Here is a 17,451-nt window from a genome sequence, read left to right on the forward strand (position 1 = left end):
ATCATAGCCCCCAGTTTTTATTGTCAAATTCCGCAGCATATTTGGCGTATTTCGCCAAAGCATCCCTTAAGGCCTTCTCGTTTTTTGCCAGCATCCGTTCTCTTGCCTTTTTCCGCTTAAAGCGCAGGCCATAGGCCAACTGAGCTTCTTCATAGGCTTCATTTAACGTACGGAATTCCCATGCCACATCCCCATCAGGATCTTTCAACAACGAAGCAAGCAAGGACGTTTTCCGGTAGAGTTCTTCTATTGTATATTTCTCCTGGTCCCGGTGCAGCAATCCCACAACGATGCTGGCAGGAATCTCTTCATCAACTCCCTGGGCAAGATCTGTCAGCAGCTGGAGCATTGTGCGCCTGTCACTGGCAAGAGACAGAACATAAAAGACGTGAGGGATATCTTCGGTGGGGATATTATTGATGAATTCGTCGATTTCTTCTATCAGGTCTTTTGTTTTAAGGTGATCGATTAGAATACCGAGCCGGTAGGTTTCGTATAAATTGTAACGTTCCATGGATCCATCGCCTGCTTTTCGAAAAATTAGCTGATTTCTCTAAGCATATGCAACAGCAAGCAGCCCGCTTCCAATGCTTATATCCGTAACCTGACTTTATCATAAAGCCCGGTTTCCCTGAAAGGGAAATACCCGTAAATGGCATCGGGGCATTAAAAAAGCCCATTCCCAAAACCGGAATGAGCAGAGCCTGACCTAAATCTCGACTGTTATGAAGTTGCCGCCCCAAAATTTCCCATGCGCCGTTTCACTTTAATGTAGGATGCCGCTTCCGCTATCTCATCCCGGTTCAGCGGCTTATCGTCCAGCAGCAGATTGTAATCATTGAAATCCTTCAGGCTTTGGAGATCCAAATCAATTGACCGTTCTTCCCTGTCGAGCATATTATCTATCGAGACTCCAAAGTAATCTGCCAAGCGCATCAAATGACTTACTGAAACCTGCTTTTTGCCGCTCTCGTAAGCCCATACTGTACTTTTGGCGAATCCGACTTCTTCCGCAAGTTTTTCCGGAGAAACCCCTTGTTCTTCCCGTAACTGCTTTATCTTTTTGCTTAAATGCTCCATTTAGCTAATGCTCCTTCTTGAATTAAAATTCTAACTATTTAAAATATACTGTACTTTTTAGATTATTACAATATTTTTGAATAATATTTATAAATATATTTGAATATTGTGTGAACTTTCGGTATTGCGTATGATTTCATAAAGCCTAATAACTACGCCTATGGATTCACCCTCTCTAAAATTCATAGTTAATCTTGTTCAAGTAAAAATTATATCGATAAAAAATAGCATATAAATGATATAGAGTGAATCATGTTAATAAATGTTTAATATATACAGTTTCGAAAATAAAAAAGAGCAGTGGCTTTTGCCACCGCTTTCGCTGATTTATTCTTCACCACTGATGCGCATCCCCATCTGCCGTGCGAATGCCAGGGCCTGGTTCGGAGATACGGTGCAACCCGCCAATTTTTCGACAGTCACCTGGATTCTTTCAAATCGGTTTGTGCTGAGGTCCACACTTCCCAGATTGGTTTCGGCGAAATTGATATCTTCCATATCACATGTGGTAAACGCCGTTTCTTTTAACTCCATTTCATAGAAATCCGCCTGCCGCATCGAACAATTCACGAACTCCGTGAAAGTGCACAGTGAAAAGCCGAATGTGGCATAATTCAAAACACAATCCACAAACAGCGAGTGCCGGACTCCCGCTTCTGCAAAATTGGTCCCCACCAGCTTGGAATTCCGGAATTCCGTCCGATGAAACACACAGCGGGTAAAGTCGGCGTTCGACAAATCACAATTGATAAAGATGACATCCACAAATTCACTGCGCGGCCAGGCAATATCGATAAAATTCACATTCTCGAATATCACCGTGTCGATATGCAGTGCCCGCGCTGCTTCAAATTCAATGGTTTCCTGCTGAATCCGGCAATTTGTTATGTAATGATCGTCCAGCGCCTCTTCAAAACGACTGATTTCTAATTCTGCCGGCACTTTGGGTTCCGACCTTTTTGTTTTGCTCATCTGAATTTGCCCCCTTTCAGCTTCTCTTTTCACTTTAATCCTTTTGTATTTTTATCTGATATTTGTTAAGTTTACAGTAAATTTCGATAGGGAATAGCAGGAAAAAGCGAAAAAGGAGAGACAGGATGGACAATGTAAAAAGCACCTTCAAAGAAGTTGTTGCTGCCATCATGCCTGTTACCATTGTAGTTATCTTACTGCAGATTGCAATTATACGCCTGCCAATGGAGGCTCTGCTTCAATTCCTCGTCGGTGTTTTCTTTGTAAGCATCGGTTTTTTCCTGTTTCTTTTAGGGGTAAATGCCGGACTTCTTCCCATCGGCGAAATGATCGGCAAACGCCTGCCGAAAACAAAAAATATCGGACTCATTATCGGCACCGGTTTTTTACTGGGGGTCGTGGTAACCATTGCTGAACCCGACTTGCGTGTCCTGGCCAAACAAATCGATCAGGTTTCTGAAGGGGAGATCAGTTCGGCCGTACTCATCCTTTCAGTTTCTTTGGGATTGGCCATATTCGTTGCGCTGGCAATGATCAGAACCCTTTTTAACATCCCGCTCCAATGGGTTCTGATTGCCGGCTACACCGCCGTCTTCGGGTTATCTTTCTTTGTTCCCGATGCATTTGTACCTATTTCTTTCGATGCCGGCGGAGTCACAACCGGACCGATGGCTGTCCCTTTTATCCTGGCTCTCGGCGTAGGTGTGGCGTCCTCTCTTCGCTCCCGCGACGCCGAAGATGGCACTGAAGGCTTCGGCCTGATCGGCCTTGCGTCAATCGGCCCGATTCTTGCGGTCATGATCCTGGGGGTGATTTTCTGATGGAGATTCACGTTTTCCAGGGGTTTGCCGGAGTTTTGCAGGAAGTGGCATATGCCCTTGTGCCTTTGCTCGTCTTCTTTGCAATCTTTCAGGTCTTCCTGCTCAAACTGCCTTTCAAAAGGCTCGGTCAGGTGGGCATCGGTTTTGTATTGACCTTTCTGGGCCTGTCATTTTTTCTGCAGGGTGTGCACGTCGGATTTATGCCGGTCGGCGAAATGATGGGACGAACCCTCGGAGAAGGCAGGGCCACCTGGCTTCTTATCCCGATCGGATTTGCTCTCGGATTTGCGGCCACTTTTGCAGAGCCGGCAGTCAGCATCATGAATGATGAAGTCGACGAAGTCACCGGCGGTTACATTTCTGCAAATTTGATGCTCTATACGATGTCAATTGGCGTCGGCCTTTCAATTGCGTTGTCGATGCTGCGAATCCTGACGGGAATTTCACTCTGGTATTTCTTAATTCCCGGCTACGCCATCGTTATTCTATTGATCTTCATGTCGCGGGATATTTTCATTGCAATAGCCTTCGATTCCGGCGGAGTCGCGACCGGCCCCATGACTGTCACTTTCATCTCTTCACTGGCAGTCGGCGTGGCGTCGGTGACGGAAGGCCGGGATCCTCTGGCAGACGGTTTCGGGCTGATTGCGCTCGTGGCATTGACGCCAATTATTGCTGTCCTTGTACTGGGACTAATCTTTAATAAGAAAGGCGGGGGAAAACCCGATGAGTCTTAACCATAAATTGATGATTGCGATTGTGAAAAGAGGCTATTCACGCCCGGTGATAACAGAAGCAAAAAAGGCCGGTGCCGACGGAGCCACAATAATTTACGGAGAAGGAGTCGGCCGAAATGAAAAACCGACTTTTCTCGGGCTTCCCCTGACACACGAAAAAGACGTGATTTTCATCGCCATCGATGGCGATAATGAAGCACCTGTCGCTGAAGCGGTCAGCCGGGAGGGGAAATTGGGCAAATCCGGTTATGGACTCGGATTTACCGTCCATCTCAGCAAACTGCTCGGTGTTCCTCATTTGACAAAACGTGAAGATGACCGCAGAAAAAAGAGAGGGGAGAAAATCATGGAAAACGCATTGCCCGATTTTCAATTGATCGTCACCATCGTCAATACCGGTGATGCCCAAAAAGTCATTAAAGCAGCAGCTGATGCCGGTGCGGAGGGCGGTACAATTTTAAATGGCCGCGGTACCGGCGTCAATGAACAGCAAACTTTCATGAATTTCACCATCGATCCCGAAAAAGATATGATTCTGACATTGGTTCCTTCAAGCTACACGGACAAAGTCGTCAGCAGTATTGAACAGGCCGTCGACCTCAATGCGCCAGGACGCGGCATCGCCTTTCTCATTGATGTAGAAAATGTTTTCGGCGTCAATCATTCTTCGTTGAATTTGAAGTGATCAACACAAAAAGGAGTGCCGCTGATTATTCGCGGCACTCCTTTTTCTATTTGTGAAATAAGGTGAACAGAACGGTCCATATGGGATTGCTGCGCTGCGGTTCTCCTGTTTTGCGGCGGCTGTTCACACGGCTTGCTTCCACGTCTGAGCGAATGTCTTCCATTCTTTGCTTAACTGCCATTTCATCTGTGTGAAACATTCCTTTTCCTCCTCATTTTTATGGATTCGCAGCACTGTTCGGGAGTTGGATCCGGTCATGGATCACCGGAATCGCCGGCAGCGTAATCCTGGATGATTCTTTCGGGTCCGGGAACTTAAGTCCAGTTGGATAGCCATTCTTCTGCCGCCACCTCATTCAATTGTCCACTCAGAATTTTCTCCTACAGTGCAAGTTCTCCGATATTATTGGATTCCTGCGGCTTGCCTTCCGCTTCTTTTTCTTCCGTCAGCACAATCTGGCCTGCATTGGCGCGGATTTTGCGCTGCAATGCCCCTTTGATGTCCGCTGACGCCACCTGGACCTCGCCGAATATGTCGAGTGTCTCCACTTTGTTCATGATCGTTTCATCCGTAACATCTTCATCGATTCGAAGCGTGCCGTCCACAATCAGGCTGGCCGGTTCCTGCAAAGAGGCAAACTGGCTGTTTGACCAATGTTCTTCCCCTTCGATCAGGATAAAGCGGTTCGTATAGGACAGCACTTCCGTTTCCAGGCGCTCCAGTTTCTCGTAGATCAGGTCTTCAATTTCATCGCTGCAGACTATGAACGACTTTGAATCGATTCGGCTGATCGAGTTCTCCAGCGCTTCCCTTGGGACATCCGCTTCGAATATGATCGGCTTTTTGGTCATCAACTTTTCGTTCCGGAAGCTTTTGATCGACCTTGAATTGATGCGCAGCGCTCCTTTTAAAACTCTGTATCCCGCTGGAATCACTTCAATGACGCCGTTTGGAGCGGAATCCATCTTACGGTGCAGCAGGGTTTCCTGCTCTTCGTGAACAGAGACCATGCCGTTGATGGCTATTTTTTTAATCTTTTCATTGAACAATGCAGCGTCGATGTCTTTCGGAATCGTCAGCATGCCGTTGACTACGAGATGCACCGGCTCTTCAGCCGCTTCCAAAAACGCATTGCTTAAGGTGATGCTGCCGTTTTCGAGTCTCGGCGGTGCGCCTTCGTATACTTTGACCTCACGGCTGCCTTCCGGAAATTGCTGGCTCACCTGGCCTGCAAGTTTTGCCGGCGCATAGATTTCACCATTCACGATGATTTCCAGCAGCCCTTTACTCAATTGTTCCGGCCGGACATCGTGGGCAAAGATGAGCATGCCGTTCAGCACCATCTTCACAGGCTCGTCAATCGAATCGAGATAATCACTGTCAATTTCCAATGTGCCATTGTAATAGCTGTAGTGGTCCGGTACTTCCACTGTTTTACCGATATTGCCGATTTTCAATGCCGCCAGCAGATGCGATTGCCCGCTTCTGTAGAGTACCAGGCCGACATTTCCAATCTTTTCGTAAGCCTGCACACTTTGTTCTGTTGCATTCAATAAATTCAGTACCCCTACGTTGCCTATTGATTGTTTCATCATTATTCCTCCTCCAGGATGTCTCTCAATTTTTTAATCGCGAAGTGCAGCTTGTACCGGATGGTCGCTGCCGGAACCTGAAGCTGGTCCCCTATTTCCTTGCTGGTCATCCCCAGCCAATAACGCTTGAATATCAGATCTCCCATTTCGGGTGTGAGATGCGACAGCAACTCCGTCATTTCCAGGCGGTTGATTGCCAGGGGCTGTTCCGGAAAGTCCAGTTCTTCTTCCCAGCCGGAAAGCCGCTTGTCCCTCCGCCGATCATCAATCAGGCGATTCTTCATCACCCGGAAAAACCATGCCCGCTGCTTGTAGATCGGCAGGTCCAATAGTTCTTCTTCTTTCAATGATTTTTCGAGGGCGTCCTGCACCAGGTCTTCCGCCTCCTGATTGTGGCGGGCAATGGAACCGGCGAAGCGGATCAGATCATTTTGCAGATTTTCATACATCGTTTCGGTATCCATTCCATCCCCCGCTTTCTGCTTTATTGCCTGTCTCATTAAGATAACGGATGAAAGGGACAAAGTGTTTGAAGAAAATTAAAAAAACTTTATAAAAGGGCCAAAACAAGTTGCCTATACGTAATGTATGCCGAAGAAACATGCTTCTGTCTCTCCCTCACTGCGCTGGCTTCGGTTCATGAAAACTGATTATTTCTTGCAGATGGACAAAGTCGCTTCTATATGAAAAAATTAGAAAAAGAACAACTTAGGAAAGCAGGGCTAATGATGAGTATCGATTTAAAGGAAAGAGGGAGACTTGATCCCCTGATAGTTTTTTTAAAAGTTTCCGCAGCCTATCTACTATCTTTACTTCCCTCCAAAAAAGGCGATAAGAAAATTGTGCTGGTCGGCGGCAATCTTGGCGAGAAATACGAGGACAATGCAGCCGTTTTCCATAAATACCTCATCGAGAACCACCAGGAGCGTGTAACAGCTTTTTGGCTGTATGACCCAAAGAAATCCTATGCCCACGACAAACAGCTGGCCAATGCCGTAGCACTCGGCAGTTTCCGGAATTACCGCCTGTTCTTCAAGGCTGATTATTCCTTCCACGGCCATTCTCTGATGTATGATATTGCGCCGTCCGTTGATAAGTTCCTATTCCTGAACCGGAAAACCATCATCACCCATGTCAGCCATGGAATTGAAGGCTTCAAGAGAATTCTCATCCAAAAAGAGGACGTGCCTTTGTTGAAGCGGACAGACTTTTTTAACTGTGCCTCGGAATACGAAAAGGATTTGAAGCTGGATGAATGGAAGATTCCCGAAAAAAAACTGATAGTCACCGGGTTTCCACGCTTTGACCGCTTCAAAACAAACACTCCCGCACCCGAAGTGAAGCGGATCCTGATGATGATGACATGGCGGGAATGGCTTTTTGATCTGACCGAAGAGGAATTCATCGAAAGCGATTATTTCCAAAACACGATCGGGCTTGTGAGCCATGAAGGCATACGCCGACTAATTTCGGAAAACGATATGCATATGCGCGTCGCACTCCATCCATTCATGCGGAAATTCGAAAAGCACTTCACCGGGCTTGACCATCCGGAAAGCGGCATTGAATTCCAGGACTTCAACCATGCTTCCATTGAAAAGGCCATTGTTGAAAATGATATGCTGCTGACGGACATCACAAGCGTGTCATGGGATTTTCTGTACCTGAATAAACCGATCATCTTCAATATGTTCGATAAAGAGGAGTATATGGCCCGTCGTGGCACATACCTGAGCCTCGATACAGATCTTTACGGCTACAAAGCGGATTCTGTTGATGAAGTTTATCAATATCTGAAGAAAATCGTCGAAGAAAATATCACCACGAATGAATGGTACCCGAAAGCACCACTTTTCATCGATTATTACGACCAGAACAATTGCCAGCGCCTGGCGAAGCGTGTGATGGGGATATAAAGAAAAGCGGAAACGGCCGTTCAGCTCCGACAAGCGTAAGACACTCTGGCGAAGCGGCGTGGTTTCAGCCGCACAGCCAGAGGGGTTTACGACTCGAGGAGTTGGCCGTTGGAGTCTGGACACCAAGAAAAGCGACGGCGCCCGTAAAGCCTCGAAAGGCATAAGACGGAGCAGCGGCGCGGCGGTCTTTGCCGCATAGCTGGGCCGGCTTATGACCCGAGGGGCTGGGCCGCCGGAGTCTGGACACCAAGAAAAGCGACGGCGAAGAGATGGCGCAAATTTAATTTGGGCCATCTCTTTGCGACGAAGCAGCGCAGCGATGCAACGGTTTTTCATGTCTCGAAGCTAGCGTAGCGATGCAGAGACAGGAGCACGGGGTTTGGAAAGCACTGGACACCGAAAAAAAAGAGCGCCCGGAGAAAAATCTCCGGGCGCTCTTCCTATTGGGTTACAAGTTCGATCGGGCAATGGTCGGAGCCTTCGATGTATCTGTGGATTTTTGCATCTTTCATCGTTGGCGCCATGCGGTCCGACACGAGAAAATAATCGATGCGCCATCCGATATTGCGCGGCCGGCAGTCGGTGCGGTAGGACCACCACGTATAGGCCCCGCTCAGGTCAGGATGGAAATAGCGGAACGAATCAGTGAAGCCGCGCTCCAGAAATTCCGTCATTTTCCCGCGTTCTTCCGGTGTGAAGCCTGAATTTTTCCGGTTCGCCTTCGGATTTTTCAAGTCGATTTCCTGATGCGCCACATTCAGGTCGCCGCACAGCACCACCGGCTTTCGGCTGTCGAGCTCTGTGACATAATCGAGCACAGCTTCTTCCCACTCCAACCGGTAATCGAGCCGCAGCAAGCCGTGCTGGGAGTTCGGCGTATAGACATTCACCAGAAAAAACTCTTCGAACTCCAGTGTGACTGCCCGCCCTTCATCCGCATGGTTGGCGTGATTGATGCCATACTGCACGGCAAGCGGCTCGCGCCTGGTGAATATGGCGGTTCCGGAATAACCTTTTTTCTCCGCATAATTCCAGTAAAGATGATAGCCGGGAAGGTCCATCTCAATTTGCCCTTCCTGCAATTTAATTTCCTGCAGGCAGAATATGTCCGCATCGGCTGCCTCGAAAAAATCCATAAACCCTTTCTTCACCACAGCCCGCAAGCCGTTTACATTCCATGAAATCATTTTCAAAGCCATTCTCCTCATTTCACTGTCTTTTGCCAGTTTAACGGATTTCGGACAGCGGCTCAATTACCTGTGTTTTATTGCCAAACAATCTGTAATTATGTAAAATTTCAGTAAATTTCTTAAAATCGGTTTTTTTCCCGTCTGCTTCTTGTACAATGAAATTATCATTCGTTAAGGGGAATCAGGAGATGAAAAAGTTCACGAAGACAGAAAAAAGCTGGGCATTTTACGACTGGGGAAACTCCGCTTATTCGATAATCATCACTACCGCCGTCTTTCCCCTCTATTATAAAGCGTCAGCCACGGACGCTGGCGTCAGTTTATCCGATTCAACTGCTTATCTTGGCTACACAATCGCAATCTTTACATTCATCCTGGCGATGCTGGGGCCGATTCTGGGAACCATCGCCGACTATGAAGGCATGAAAAAGAAGTTTTTCACCGCTTTCTTCCTGCTCGGTACGGTATCAACAGCCTTGCTTGCCTTCGTGCCGAGCGATAATTGGCTGCTGATGCTCATCTGTTATGTATTCGCTGCACTTGGAGCCACCGGAGCCAATCTGTTCTACGACGCTTTCATCGTCGATGTCACCACCGAAAAACGTATGAACCGGGTTTCCGCTTTTGGTTACGGGCTCGGCTATATCGGCTCAACGATTCCTTTTGCAATAGCAATTGCCATCATCCTGCTTGCGCAGAATGAAATCATTCCATTGTCGGTGACCAACGCCAGCCGGGCCGCCTTCCTGATCACGGCACTTTGGTGGATCGGGTTCTCGATTCCGTTGTTCAGAAATGTCCAGCAGCGCTATTTCATCAAAAGCGAGCCGAATCCTGTGGCGCACAGCTTTAAGCGCCTCGGCAAAACGCTGAGGGAAATCCGCCAATACCGGGCCATCGTCCTGTTCCTGATCGCTTATTTCTTTTACATCGACGGTGTCGGCACCATTATCGCAATGTCCACTGCCTACGGGACGGATTTAGGGCTCACTTCGACCAGCCTTCTTATCGTCCTGTTCGCGACCCAGGTCGTAGCTGCTCCGTTCGCCATTTTGTATGGCCGGCTCGCGGACCGCTTTACCGGTAAAAAAATGCTGTATGTCGGAATATGCGTTTATATCGTGGTCTGCATTTACGCAGTGTTTATGGAAACCATAGGCGATTTCTGGGTGTTGGCCATGCTTGTGGCTTCCAGTCAGGGCGGAATCCAGGCCCTTAGCCGCTCGTATTTCGGCAAGCTGGTGCCGAAAGAAAACTCCAATGAATTTTTCGGTTTCTATAACGTCTTCGGGAAATTTGCCGCCATCACAGGGCCCGTCCTCGTGGCAGTCACCGCGCAACTTACCGGCGATTCGCGTTATGGGGTTTTCAGTCTCGTGATCCTCTTTGTCATCGGACTGATTGTGCTGTCGCGCGTACCGGAACCGGTCGTCCACGAACCCGTTGATGAAATTGCGGGGGAATCGTGATTTCAATTTTATTATGCACCTCCCTTAAAGGGGAGGTGCATTTTTTATATTCCAAATCTCATTTTTGGCGTCTATGCGGCATTCAAATTTTTATTTTCAATAAAAGTATAGGCATCGCTTGGTTTAAATGCTACAGTCAAATCAAAAACGGGGGATGCCGGTGATTTGGAAGGAGCGGGAGGTATCGGGAAATAAAGAGGAGCTGGAAGTGCTGTTGCGGCGATTGCCAAAGCGGCATGCTTTATATGGGCAGGTGGAAAGGGACAATTATGCGGAGACGGCCGGACAGGCAGGCGAAAAGCGATTCGACCATTATTACGCGGCGAGCCGGGTGACGTTTCCGCATTATATGCTGCACAACGTTACACTGAAATCGTTCCGCGTGTTCCAAATGGATTCGGTGATGATCACCCCGTGGGGCGTCTACGTGTTCGAAGTGAAAAATATGAACGGGCGCCTGCTCTTCAACAGCCATCCTGTTCAGATGCTGCAGATGAAGGAAGACGGCACGGTGATCGGACGCAGGTCGCCTATTGAACAAATGGCTGACAATGAATGGCTGCTGGAAGAATGGCTGAGGGAGCGGGACATTCTGGTCCCTGTACGCTCCGTGCTGGTGCTGTCCTATTCCAAGCAAATCGCTGAAAACGTCCCGCCGTCGCAGCCCATCATCTTTTCCCACCAGCTGCCGCGATATCTTCATACGCTTCCGGTTGAGCAAGCCATTTTCAATCCGGATGAAATGAAGGGATTGGCCGAATTGATGGTGGCGGCGCTGGTTCGTTTCGTTCCGAAGCCAATCTGCAGCGATCCGAGATACCCCATCGAGGTGATGCGGTGCGGCGTCTGGTGTGCGGCGTGCAACCGGATCGGCATGGTGCGGCGCTACGGCGTTTGGTTTTGCCCAGACTGCGGCGTCTCGGAGAAAAATGCACATATCCGGACAATCCGGGACTGGCTGTTGCTGACCGGCGAGCCGATGACGAATAAGGTGGGGCGGGAGATTTTGGGGGTGGGTGATCGGCATTTGGTTAGTCGATTATTAAAAGAGATGAATTTGAATAAAATCGGGACTTTCAAAGATGCAAAATATCAATTGTAAGCTAGTTGATCGTATTTCTGTTGAAGTTGATCGTATTTCTGTGGAAGTTGATCGTATTTCATTCAAAGTTGATCGTATTCGATAGAAAGTTGATCGTATTTCTGAATGAAGACAATTTGCTGTCCATCTTAGCCATCAAAAAACCGGCGCCCCCATCAGGGAGCGCCGGTTTTCACTTTATTTCTTATCGTCGTCAGGTTGAACTTTAACATCACCACTGTCAGTTTTTTCAACGGTCGAGCTGCCGAATTCCACGACTTCGATGCCGCCGCTTTCCTTTTTGGCTTCTTTTTCAGCTTTCTTCTCTTCTTTTTCTGCCTCTTTCATGGCTTTCTCGTGTTCTTTTTTCGCTTTTTCTTCTTCTTTTTCTTCTTTTTCAATTGCTTTTTGCTGTTTCTTCAGCTCTTTTTCTTCTTTCATCTCTTCGCGTTTCGCTTTCAATTCATCAGCTTTACCCTTGGCTTTTTCAGTCACACCATTTGTCTTTTCTTTGACCTGGCCGACCTTGCTTTTAACTTGCTCAAGTTTGCCGCCGCCTGAATTGTCATCGGAATCCGATTTGGCTTCTTTCTTTTCTTTCATTTCTGCAGCTTTATCCTTAACTGTCTGCTGCAATTCCTTGCCGCTTTTCGGTGCCAGCATCAAACCGGCTGCCGCGCCGAGCAGAACGCCTGTTGCTGCGCCGGCGATAAATCCGCCGCCCGATTTTTCTTTTTCGTCCGACTCTATCGGTGGTGGCGGCATAATTTTGCCGCTGCGTACGAGACGCTCTTCAACTTCTTCGATGATTTCAAATAATGTGCGGCCTTTCGCTTCCACTAACGGAACATTCATGTGGAAATCCACCAGATCTTCTTTGTCGCGAACTACAACACAGTCATAATCCATGGCGTCTGATTTATCCTCAAGCATTTCTGCCTTATACCCTCTTTGAAGCAAGGCTTGTTGTACGGATGTAAACGGTTCTTCAATTGCGATTTTTACCATCTGATTACCACTCCTTTTCCAAAAATGTCTATTACTTTATTTTCCCTAATTACAGGAACTTAAACACTTCTTTATATTTTTTTAAAAAAATTTGAAATATTCCATAAATACCAAAAGGGAAAAGAGCCCCTTTCCCGCTCCAGAAGAGGGACGGAGCACACTAATTGGCAGGCGAAGTGACGGACCGTTCCGATGCTTTCAACCGTTCTCCGGTTTCCAGGTCGAAGAAATGGGCGTGCGACATATCAAAAGCCAGGGTCGCTGTATCACCGGATTCGATCTGTGAATCGGCATCGACACGGGCGATGAATTCCTGGTTCGCATAGACTGCATAAAGAATGGTTTCTGCGCCCGTCAATTCAGCTACGGTGATTTCGGCTTCAAATTCGCTGGCCGGCAAATCTGCGAGATCTTCGTTGTTAACGTGTATATGTTCAGGTCGGATTCCCAGCACAATCGGTCGGCCATCATAACCCAAATCTCTCAGAAGAGCTGCTTTTTCAGCCGGTATCGCTACGGATTTTCCGTCGACCAGAAAGTTGCCGTCAGCAATTTTTCCTTCAAAAAAATTCATGGCCGGGGAGCCGATAAAACCGCCCACAAAGCGATTTGCCGGAAAGTCATAAACTTCTTTCGGCGTGCCGACTTGCATGATGATGCCGTCCTTCATGATGACAATGCGCGTAGCCATCGTCATCGCTTCGGTCTGGTCATGGGTCACATAAATTGTCGTCGTTTTGAGACGTTGATGCAATTTGGCGATTTCCGCCCGCATCTGCACACGCAGTTTGGCATCCAGATTCGACAGGGGCTCATCCATCAGGAATACCTTGGCATCCCGTACAATGGCCCGTCCGAGAGCGACCCGCTGCCGCTGTCCACCTGACAACGCCTTGGGTTTCCGATCCAGGTAATCTTCGAGGCCAAGTATTTTGGCGGCTTCTTCGACCCGCCTTTTGATTTCAGGCTTCTTGAATTTCCGTAACTTCAGCCCGAAAGCCATGTTTTCGTAGACCGTCATATGGGGATATAAAGCATAGTTCTGAAAAACCATCGCAATATCCCGTTCCTTCGGTTCCACGTCATTCATCCGTTTGCCATCGATGAAAAATTCACCTTCCGTAATCTCTTCCAATCCGGCAATCATCCGCAATGTAGTTGATTTTCCGCAACCTGACGGCCCGACAAACACGATGAATTCCTGATCTTTTATATGTAAATTAAAATCGGTTACCGCCAAAGCACCTTTGTCATATCTTTTGCCAAGGTTATTGATCCTGATCTCAGCCATCTGCGACTCCCCTTTGCGTCATTATATTCTAATTATAAAGAACTATGTGTAAATTACAAAATTTAAATAAAAAACAGCCGCCGAAGAAATCGGTGGCTGTTTCTTTTCATTATTAAACTGTTGCTGGTTTTTTCTCTTTTTTGATCTGTTTGCTTCGCAATTGGCCACAGGCAGCGTCGATATCCGCTCCTTGTTCGTGGCGCACGCCGCAGTTGATGCCCTTTTTCTTCAATGCATCGTAGAAAGCGGAAATCGCTTCCGGTGTGCTTTGCTGATACTGATCGTGTTCGCTGACCGAGTTGTACGGAATCAGGTTGACATATGATAGATGGCGCTTGTTTTCAAGCAACTTCGCCAGGTTATTCGCTTCTTCAACATGGTCGTTGACGTCACGAAGCATGATATATTCGAATGTGATGCGGCGGTTGGATTTTTCCAGATAATAATCGATGGCCGCCATCAATTTCTCGACCGGGTAAGCTTTGTTGATTTTCATGATGCGTGTCCGCAATTCATTGGTCGGTGCATGGATCGAAATTGCCAGGTTGACCTGCAGGCCTTCATCCGCGTAATCGTAGATTTTCGGAACAATTCCGCTTGTCGATACGGTGATGTGGCGCGCGCCGATGGCAAGGCCTTTCTGTGAGTTGACCACGTGCAGGAAGTCCATCATGTTTGCGTAATTATCGAATGGTTCGCCGATACCCATGACCACGATATGGCTTACGCGATCGCCTTTTTCCTGAGCGTCGAAATGCGCCTGGACCTGCATGATCTGTTCAACGATTTCGCCCGCAGTTAAATCGCGGCTCTTTTTCAAAAGTCCGCTTGCGCAGAAACTGCAGCCGATGTTGCAGCCGACCTGTGTCGTAACACAGACGGAGTTTCCGTATTTAAAACGCATCAGGACAGTTTCGATCAGGTTGCCATCCTGCAGACGGAAAAGGAATTTGATCGTGCCGTCAGCGGATTCCTGTTTGACCGATTCTTCCAGTGTGCGGATTGCAAAATTCTCTTCCAATAATTGAATAACTTCCTTGCTCAGGTTATTCATTTCAGAGAATTGTGCCACGCGTTTGATATATAACCAGTCCCATACTTGTTCTGCACGGTACTTTTTCTGGCCATTTTCCAAAAACCATTCTTTCAGTTGATCTATCGTTAATCCATATATAGAATTTTTCATTTTCAGGACCCTCATTTCGAATTTCACAATTGATTATTATAATACTAAAGATAAGCTATGACAACAACTATTTTCGTTTAAACAGAAAACTCTGCTTTTTCACAGGCTTAAAAGCCCTTGCCTGCGGGTATCAGGATTTATAGAGGAGGTTTTAATATGACTTCAACAGTCACCCATATCGGCCTGGCAGTACCTGACCTCGACAGGGCAATCGACTGGTACAGCAAAGTCTTCGGCTTTTACATACTGGCCGGGCCATACGAATTTGACGAAAGGAATGAACAGCTTTTTTCAATGACCCAGGACCTGCAAGGTTCCGAGGTCAAGAAAATGCGAAATGTGCACCTGATGACACACAGCGGTGTCGGCCTCGAATTGTTCGAGTTTCAGAATCCTAATTTCAATGAAGAAAAGCCCTCGCCCCATGCCGGCTTCTTCCATATATGCCTGATAGTCGAAGACATTGTGGAATCGATTGAAAAAGTCGTTCTTCACGGCGGCAAACAGCGCAGCAAAATCTGGAACATCAACAAAGGCAAGCCCCATTATCTTGTGTACGCTGAAGATCCTTTCGGCCATATCATCGAACTCTATACCCGCAGCACAGCGGAAGTCTACAGCAATACTTAAAAAGAACAGCGACAGTGAGAGGTGGCCAATTTTTCTTGGGCCATCCCTTTGCGACGAAACGGCGCTGCTGACATCTGGATACGGAAAAAAACAAAACCAGCCCCTGTCTGTTCAGAAGGGGCTGGTTTTTTTCCATAACTATTGATTTGCTTTATTCCACTTACACCAATTGCTCTTTTTTCTGCAGCATGGTGCCTTTTTCCGCAAGTGCGGTATGCCACGAGAACGCTTTTTCGAGGACATGCGGCGTCTGGCCGCCGCGGGTCAGCGCTTCTTCGTAATACTCGCGCATCTGCGCACGGTAAGTCGGATGGACACAGTTTTCGATGATGACTTCCACACGCTGGCGCGGCGCAAGGCCGCGCAGGTCTGCATAGCCCTGTTCGGTGACAAGCACATCCACGTCATGTTCCGTGTGGTCAATGTGTGAAACGAATGGCACGACGCTGGAAATATTGCCGCCTTTGGCAACCGATTTGGTGACAAATATCGCGAGGCGCGCATTGCGGGCAAAATCTCCCGATCCTCCGATGCCGTTCATCATTTTCGTACCCGACACATGGGTGGAGTTCACATTGCCGTAAATATCAAATTCCAGCGCCGTATTAATGGAAATTAAACCGAGGCGGCGGATGATTTCCGGGTGGTTTGAAATTTCCTGCGGGCGCATGATGATTTTATTGCGGTAATTTTCAAATTCACCGAATACCTGCTCCATCTTCGGTTCGGACAGCGTAATCGAACAGCACGAGGCAAAACCGACTTTCCCTGCGTCGATCAAATCGAATACTGCGTCCTGCAGTACTTCCGAATAGACTTCGAGGTTCTTGAATTCCGAATCGATCATGCCGTGGAGCACCGCATTGGCAACAGAGCCGATGCCGGACTGGAGGGGTGCCAGTTCCTCCGTCAACCGGCCGTCACGGATTTCCGAACGGAAAAATTCCAATAGATGGTCCGCCATGATTTTCGTTTCCTCGTCGGGAGGTACAATGTTCGATGGCGAATCCTTCTGCTCCGTAAAGACGATGCCGCGGATTTTCTCCAGGTCCACAGGGATGCCGATCGTTCCGATGCGGTCTTTGACAGATGTCAGTGGAATCGGCGCGCGTTCCCCCTGCTTTCCGGTATCGTAAATATCATGCAGGCCTTCAAAGAGCTCCGGCTGCGCTGTATTGATCTCAATGATGATATTGCGGGCATGCTGTGCAAAGACCGGAGAGTTGCCGACAGACGTTGTCGGGATGATCATGCCGTCTTCTGTAATTGACAGGGCTTCGATGATTGCAAAGTCGATCGTCTCCGTGACATTGGTGCGCACCCATTCCGCTGTGTGCGATAAATGGTGGTCAACAAATAGCATCTCGCCGGAATTGATCTTGTTGCGCATAGCCGGTTCCGCCTGGAACGGCAGCCGCTTATTGACGATGCCCGCTTCGGCGAACAATCGGTCGATATCTGAACCGAGGGAGGCGCCCGTGAACACATTCACTTTGAAACTTTCCGTTTCCGCACGTTCCACCAGTGCAAACGGCACCGCTTTTACATCTCCTGCCCGCGTGAATCCGCTGAGGCCGAGCGTCATGCCGTCCTCTATCCAGGAAGCGGCTTCCTGCGGTGACACCACTCGCTCCTGAAGTCCTGCTGCTTTGATCCGGTTACTGCTGTTCGTCATATCAATCACTCTCTTTCTCAAAGGTTTTAAGGGATAAACTCCGGCTGCCGATGGAATGAAGCGTTTACATTTATCCGAATGGAAACGGAGGCAGATTCCGAGGTTAATTATTAGATAA

Annotated in this window: 18 protein-coding genes; 7 read left to right on the forward strand and 11 right to left on the reverse strand. The window is 48.0% G+C overall.

Translation table 11 applies throughout. The features are described from left to right. Position 1: 1 nt before the first annotated feature. From DIJ65_RS02595 to DIJ65_RS02605, 3 genes are all read right to left on the reverse strand, one after another. The gene (locus tag DIJ65_RS02595) at positions 2–514 is read right to left on the reverse strand and encodes a hypothetical protein (protein ID WP_117299424.1); all 513 of its coding nucleotides are present in this window, start codon (positions 512–514) and stop codon (positions 2–4) included. 209 nt (positions 515–723) lie between these two features. Beyond that, positions 724–1,080 carry a helix-turn-helix domain-containing protein gene (locus DIJ65_RS02600; RefSeq protein WP_071151961.1) on the reverse strand — a complete coding sequence of 119 codons (357 nt, stop codon included), beginning with the start codon at positions 1,078–1,080 and terminating at the stop codon, positions 724–726. A gap of 327 nt (positions 1,081–1,407) precedes the next feature. Then, the gene (locus tag DIJ65_RS02605) at positions 1,408–2,052 is read right to left on the reverse strand and encodes a pentapeptide repeat-containing protein (RefSeq protein WP_117299422.1); all 645 of its coding nucleotides are present in this window, start codon (positions 2,050–2,052) and stop codon (positions 1,408–1,410) included. Positions 2,053–2,177: 125 nt separating this feature from the next. On the opposite strand from DIJ65_RS02605, the gene DIJ65_RS02610 reads away from it, so the two are divergent. From DIJ65_RS02610 to DIJ65_RS02620, 3 genes are read left to right on the forward strand one after another with little or no spacing between them, the layout of a single operon-like run. After that, complete coding sequence (locus tag DIJ65_RS02610) at positions 2,178–2,873, forward strand: DUF1538 domain-containing protein (protein WP_117299421.1); 696 nt, start codon at positions 2,178–2,180, stop codon at positions 2,871–2,873. Next, complete coding sequence (locus DIJ65_RS02615) at positions 2,873–3,610, forward strand: DUF1538 domain-containing protein (protein WP_071151962.1); 738 nt, start codon at positions 2,873–2,875, stop codon at positions 3,608–3,610. Before DIJ65_RS02610 ends, DIJ65_RS02615 begins: the two co-directional genes overlap by 1 nt. Continuing rightward, a complete protein-coding gene (locus tag DIJ65_RS02620) occupies positions 3,600–4,295 on the forward strand; it encodes a P-II family nitrogen regulator (protein ID WP_071151963.1) in 696 nt (231 codons plus the stop codon). The genes DIJ65_RS02615 and DIJ65_RS02620 overlap by 11 nt, the downstream gene beginning before the upstream one ends. 46 nt (positions 4,296–4,341) lie before the next feature. Here the strand turns inward: DIJ65_RS02620 and DIJ65_RS16215 are convergent, their stop codons facing one another. The 3 genes from DIJ65_RS16215 to DIJ65_RS02630 all read right to left on the reverse strand — a co-directional run bounded on the left by DIJ65_RS16215 (position 4,342) and on the right by DIJ65_RS02630 (position 6,387). Then, entirely contained in the window at positions 4,342–4,494 is a 153-nt protein-coding gene (locus DIJ65_RS16215) for a hypothetical protein (RefSeq protein ID WP_154706066.1), read from the reverse strand. A gap of 181 nt (positions 4,495–4,675) precedes the next feature. Next, entirely contained in the window at positions 4,676–5,887 is a 1,212-nt protein-coding gene (locus DIJ65_RS02625; RefSeq protein WP_071151964.1) for a hypothetical protein, read from the reverse strand. A 2-nt stretch (positions 5,888–5,889) separates the two neighbouring features. Next, positions 5,890–6,387: an RNA polymerase sigma factor gene (locus DIJ65_RS02630; RefSeq protein ID WP_260678682.1), complete on the reverse strand. Its 498-nt coding sequence runs from the start codon at positions 6,385–6,387 to the stop codon at positions 5,890–5,892. A gap of 228 nt (positions 6,388–6,615) precedes the next feature. Here DIJ65_RS02630 and DIJ65_RS02635 point away from each other — a divergent pair, with 228 nt between their 5' ends. Further along, the gene (locus DIJ65_RS02635) at positions 6,616–7,803 is read left to right on the forward strand and encodes a CDP-glycerol glycerophosphotransferase family protein (protein WP_117299417.1); all 1,188 of its coding nucleotides are present in this window, start codon (positions 6,616–6,618) and stop codon (positions 7,801–7,803) included. 440 nt (positions 7,804–8,243) lie between these two features. Here the strand turns inward: DIJ65_RS02635 and DIJ65_RS02640 are convergent, their stop codons facing one another. After that, positions 8,244–8,996: an exodeoxyribonuclease III gene (locus DIJ65_RS02640; RefSeq protein ID WP_117299638.1), complete on the reverse strand. Its 753-nt coding sequence runs from the start codon at positions 8,994–8,996 to the stop codon at positions 8,244–8,246. A 185-nt stretch (positions 8,997–9,181) separates the two neighbouring features. On the opposite strand from DIJ65_RS02640, the gene DIJ65_RS02645 reads away from it, so the two are divergent. Together DIJ65_RS02645 and DIJ65_RS02650 are read left to right on the forward strand one after the other, a co-directional pair. Beyond that, positions 9,182–10,462: an MFS transporter gene (locus DIJ65_RS02645; RefSeq protein ID WP_071151838.1), complete on the forward strand. Its 1,281-nt coding sequence runs from the start codon at positions 9,182–9,184 to the stop codon at positions 10,460–10,462. 160 nt (positions 10,463–10,622) lie between these two features. Further along, the gene (locus tag DIJ65_RS02650) at positions 10,623–11,564 is read left to right on the forward strand and encodes a nuclease-related domain-containing protein (RefSeq protein ID WP_185959475.1); all 942 of its coding nucleotides are present in this window, start codon (positions 10,623–10,625) and stop codon (positions 11,562–11,564) included. Positions 11,565–11,741: 177 nt separating this feature from the next. On the opposite strand, the gene DIJ65_RS02655 is transcribed toward DIJ65_RS02650, so the two are convergent. The 3 genes from DIJ65_RS02655 to rlmN all read right to left on the reverse strand — a co-directional run bounded on the left by DIJ65_RS02655 (position 11,742) and on the right by rlmN (position 15,028). Continuing rightward, entirely contained in the window at positions 11,742–12,551 is an 810-nt protein-coding gene (locus DIJ65_RS02655; protein ID WP_117299413.1) for a YkuS family protein, read from the reverse strand. Between the two features lie 160 nt (positions 12,552–12,711). Further along, entirely contained in the window at positions 12,712–13,842 is a 1,131-nt protein-coding gene (locus tag DIJ65_RS02660; protein WP_117299412.1) for an ABC transporter ATP-binding protein, read from the reverse strand. Positions 13,843–13,954: 112 nt separating this feature from the next. After that, positions 13,955–15,028: a dual-specificity RNA methyltransferase RlmN gene (gene rlmN, locus DIJ65_RS02665; protein WP_117299410.1), complete on the reverse strand. Its 1,074-nt coding sequence runs from the start codon at positions 15,026–15,028 to the stop codon at positions 13,955–13,957. A 156-nt stretch (positions 15,029–15,184) separates the two neighbouring features. Here rlmN and DIJ65_RS02670 point away from each other — a divergent pair, with 156 nt between their 5' ends. Then, positions 15,185–15,658, forward strand: coding sequence for a VOC family protein (locus DIJ65_RS02670; protein ID WP_117299409.1), 474 nt, complete (start codon positions 15,185–15,187; stop codon positions 15,656–15,658). Positions 15,659–15,818: 160 nt separating this feature from the next. Here DIJ65_RS02670 and DIJ65_RS02675 read toward each other — a convergent pair whose 3' ends face one another. Further along, positions 15,819–17,333, reverse strand: coding sequence for an acetyl-CoA hydrolase/transferase family protein (locus DIJ65_RS02675; RefSeq protein ID WP_117299407.1), 1,515 nt, complete (start codon positions 17,331–17,333; stop codon positions 15,819–15,821). Positions 17,334–17,451: the final 118 nt, after the last annotated feature.

The sequence above is a fragment of the Planococcus salinarum genome (assembly GCF_007004625.1).
GTDB classification, from domain to species: domain Bacteria; phylum Bacillota; class Bacilli; order Bacillales_A; family Planococcaceae; genus Planococcus; species Planococcus salinarum.

What these genes read in the sequence shown, in the direction of transcription:
- DIJ65_RS02595 (WP_117299424.1), bottom strand. Translation starts at nt 514, where the DNA reads ATGGAACGTTACAATTTATACGAAACCTACCGGCTCGGTATTCTAATC.
- DIJ65_RS02645 (WP_071151838.1), top strand. Translation starts at nt 9,182, where the DNA reads ATGAAAAAGTTCACGAAGACAGAAAAAAGCTGGGCATTTTACGACTGG.
- DIJ65_RS02660 (WP_117299412.1), bottom strand. Translation starts at nt 13,842, where the DNA reads ATGGCTGAGATCAGGATCAATAACCTTGGCAAAAGATATGACAAAGGT.
- DIJ65_RS02615 (WP_071151962.1), top strand. Translation starts at nt 2,873, where the DNA reads ATGGAGATTCACGTTTTCCAGGGGTTTGCCGGAGTTTTGCAGGAAGTG.
- DIJ65_RS02625 (WP_071151964.1), bottom strand. Translation starts at nt 5,887, where the DNA reads ATGAAACAATCAATAGGCAACGTAGGGGTACTGAATTTATTGAATGCA.
- DIJ65_RS02610 (WP_117299421.1), top strand. Translation starts at nt 2,178, where the DNA reads ATGGACAATGTAAAAAGCACCTTCAAAGAAGTTGTTGCTGCCATCATG.
- DIJ65_RS16215 (WP_154706066.1), bottom strand. Translation starts at nt 4,494, where the DNA reads ATGTTTCACACAGATGAAATGGCAGTTAAGCAAAGAATGGAAGACATT.
- DIJ65_RS02620 (WP_071151963.1), top strand. Translation starts at nt 3,600, where the DNA reads ATGAGTCTTAACCATAAATTGATGATTGCGATTGTGAAAAGAGGCTAT.
- DIJ65_RS02635 (WP_117299417.1), top strand. Translation starts at nt 6,616, where the DNA reads ATGAGTATCGATTTAAAGGAAAGAGGGAGACTTGATCCCCTGATAGTT.
- rlmN (WP_117299410.1), bottom strand. Translation starts at nt 15,028, where the DNA reads ATGAAAAATTCTATATATGGATTAACGATAGATCAACTGAAAGAATGG.
- DIJ65_RS02605 (WP_117299422.1), bottom strand. Translation starts at nt 2,052, where the DNA reads ATGAGCAAAACAAAAAGGTCGGAACCCAAAGTGCCGGCAGAATTAGAA.
- DIJ65_RS02655 (WP_117299413.1), bottom strand. Translation starts at nt 12,551, where the DNA reads ATGGTAAAAATCGCAATTGAAGAACCGTTTACATCCGTACAACAAGCC.
- DIJ65_RS02675 (WP_117299407.1), bottom strand. Translation starts at nt 17,333, where the DNA reads ATGACGAACAGCAGTAACCGGATCAAAGCAGCAGGACTTCAGGAGCGA.
- DIJ65_RS02630 (WP_260678682.1), bottom strand. Translation starts at nt 6,387, where the DNA reads ATGAGACAGGCAATAAAGCAGAAAGCGGGGGATGGAATGGATACCGAA.
- DIJ65_RS02600 (WP_071151961.1), bottom strand. Translation starts at nt 1,080, where the DNA reads ATGGAGCATTTAAGCAAAAAGATAAAGCAGTTACGGGAAGAACAAGGG.
- DIJ65_RS02670 (WP_117299409.1), top strand. Translation starts at nt 15,185, where the DNA reads ATGACTTCAACAGTCACCCATATCGGCCTGGCAGTACCTGACCTCGAC.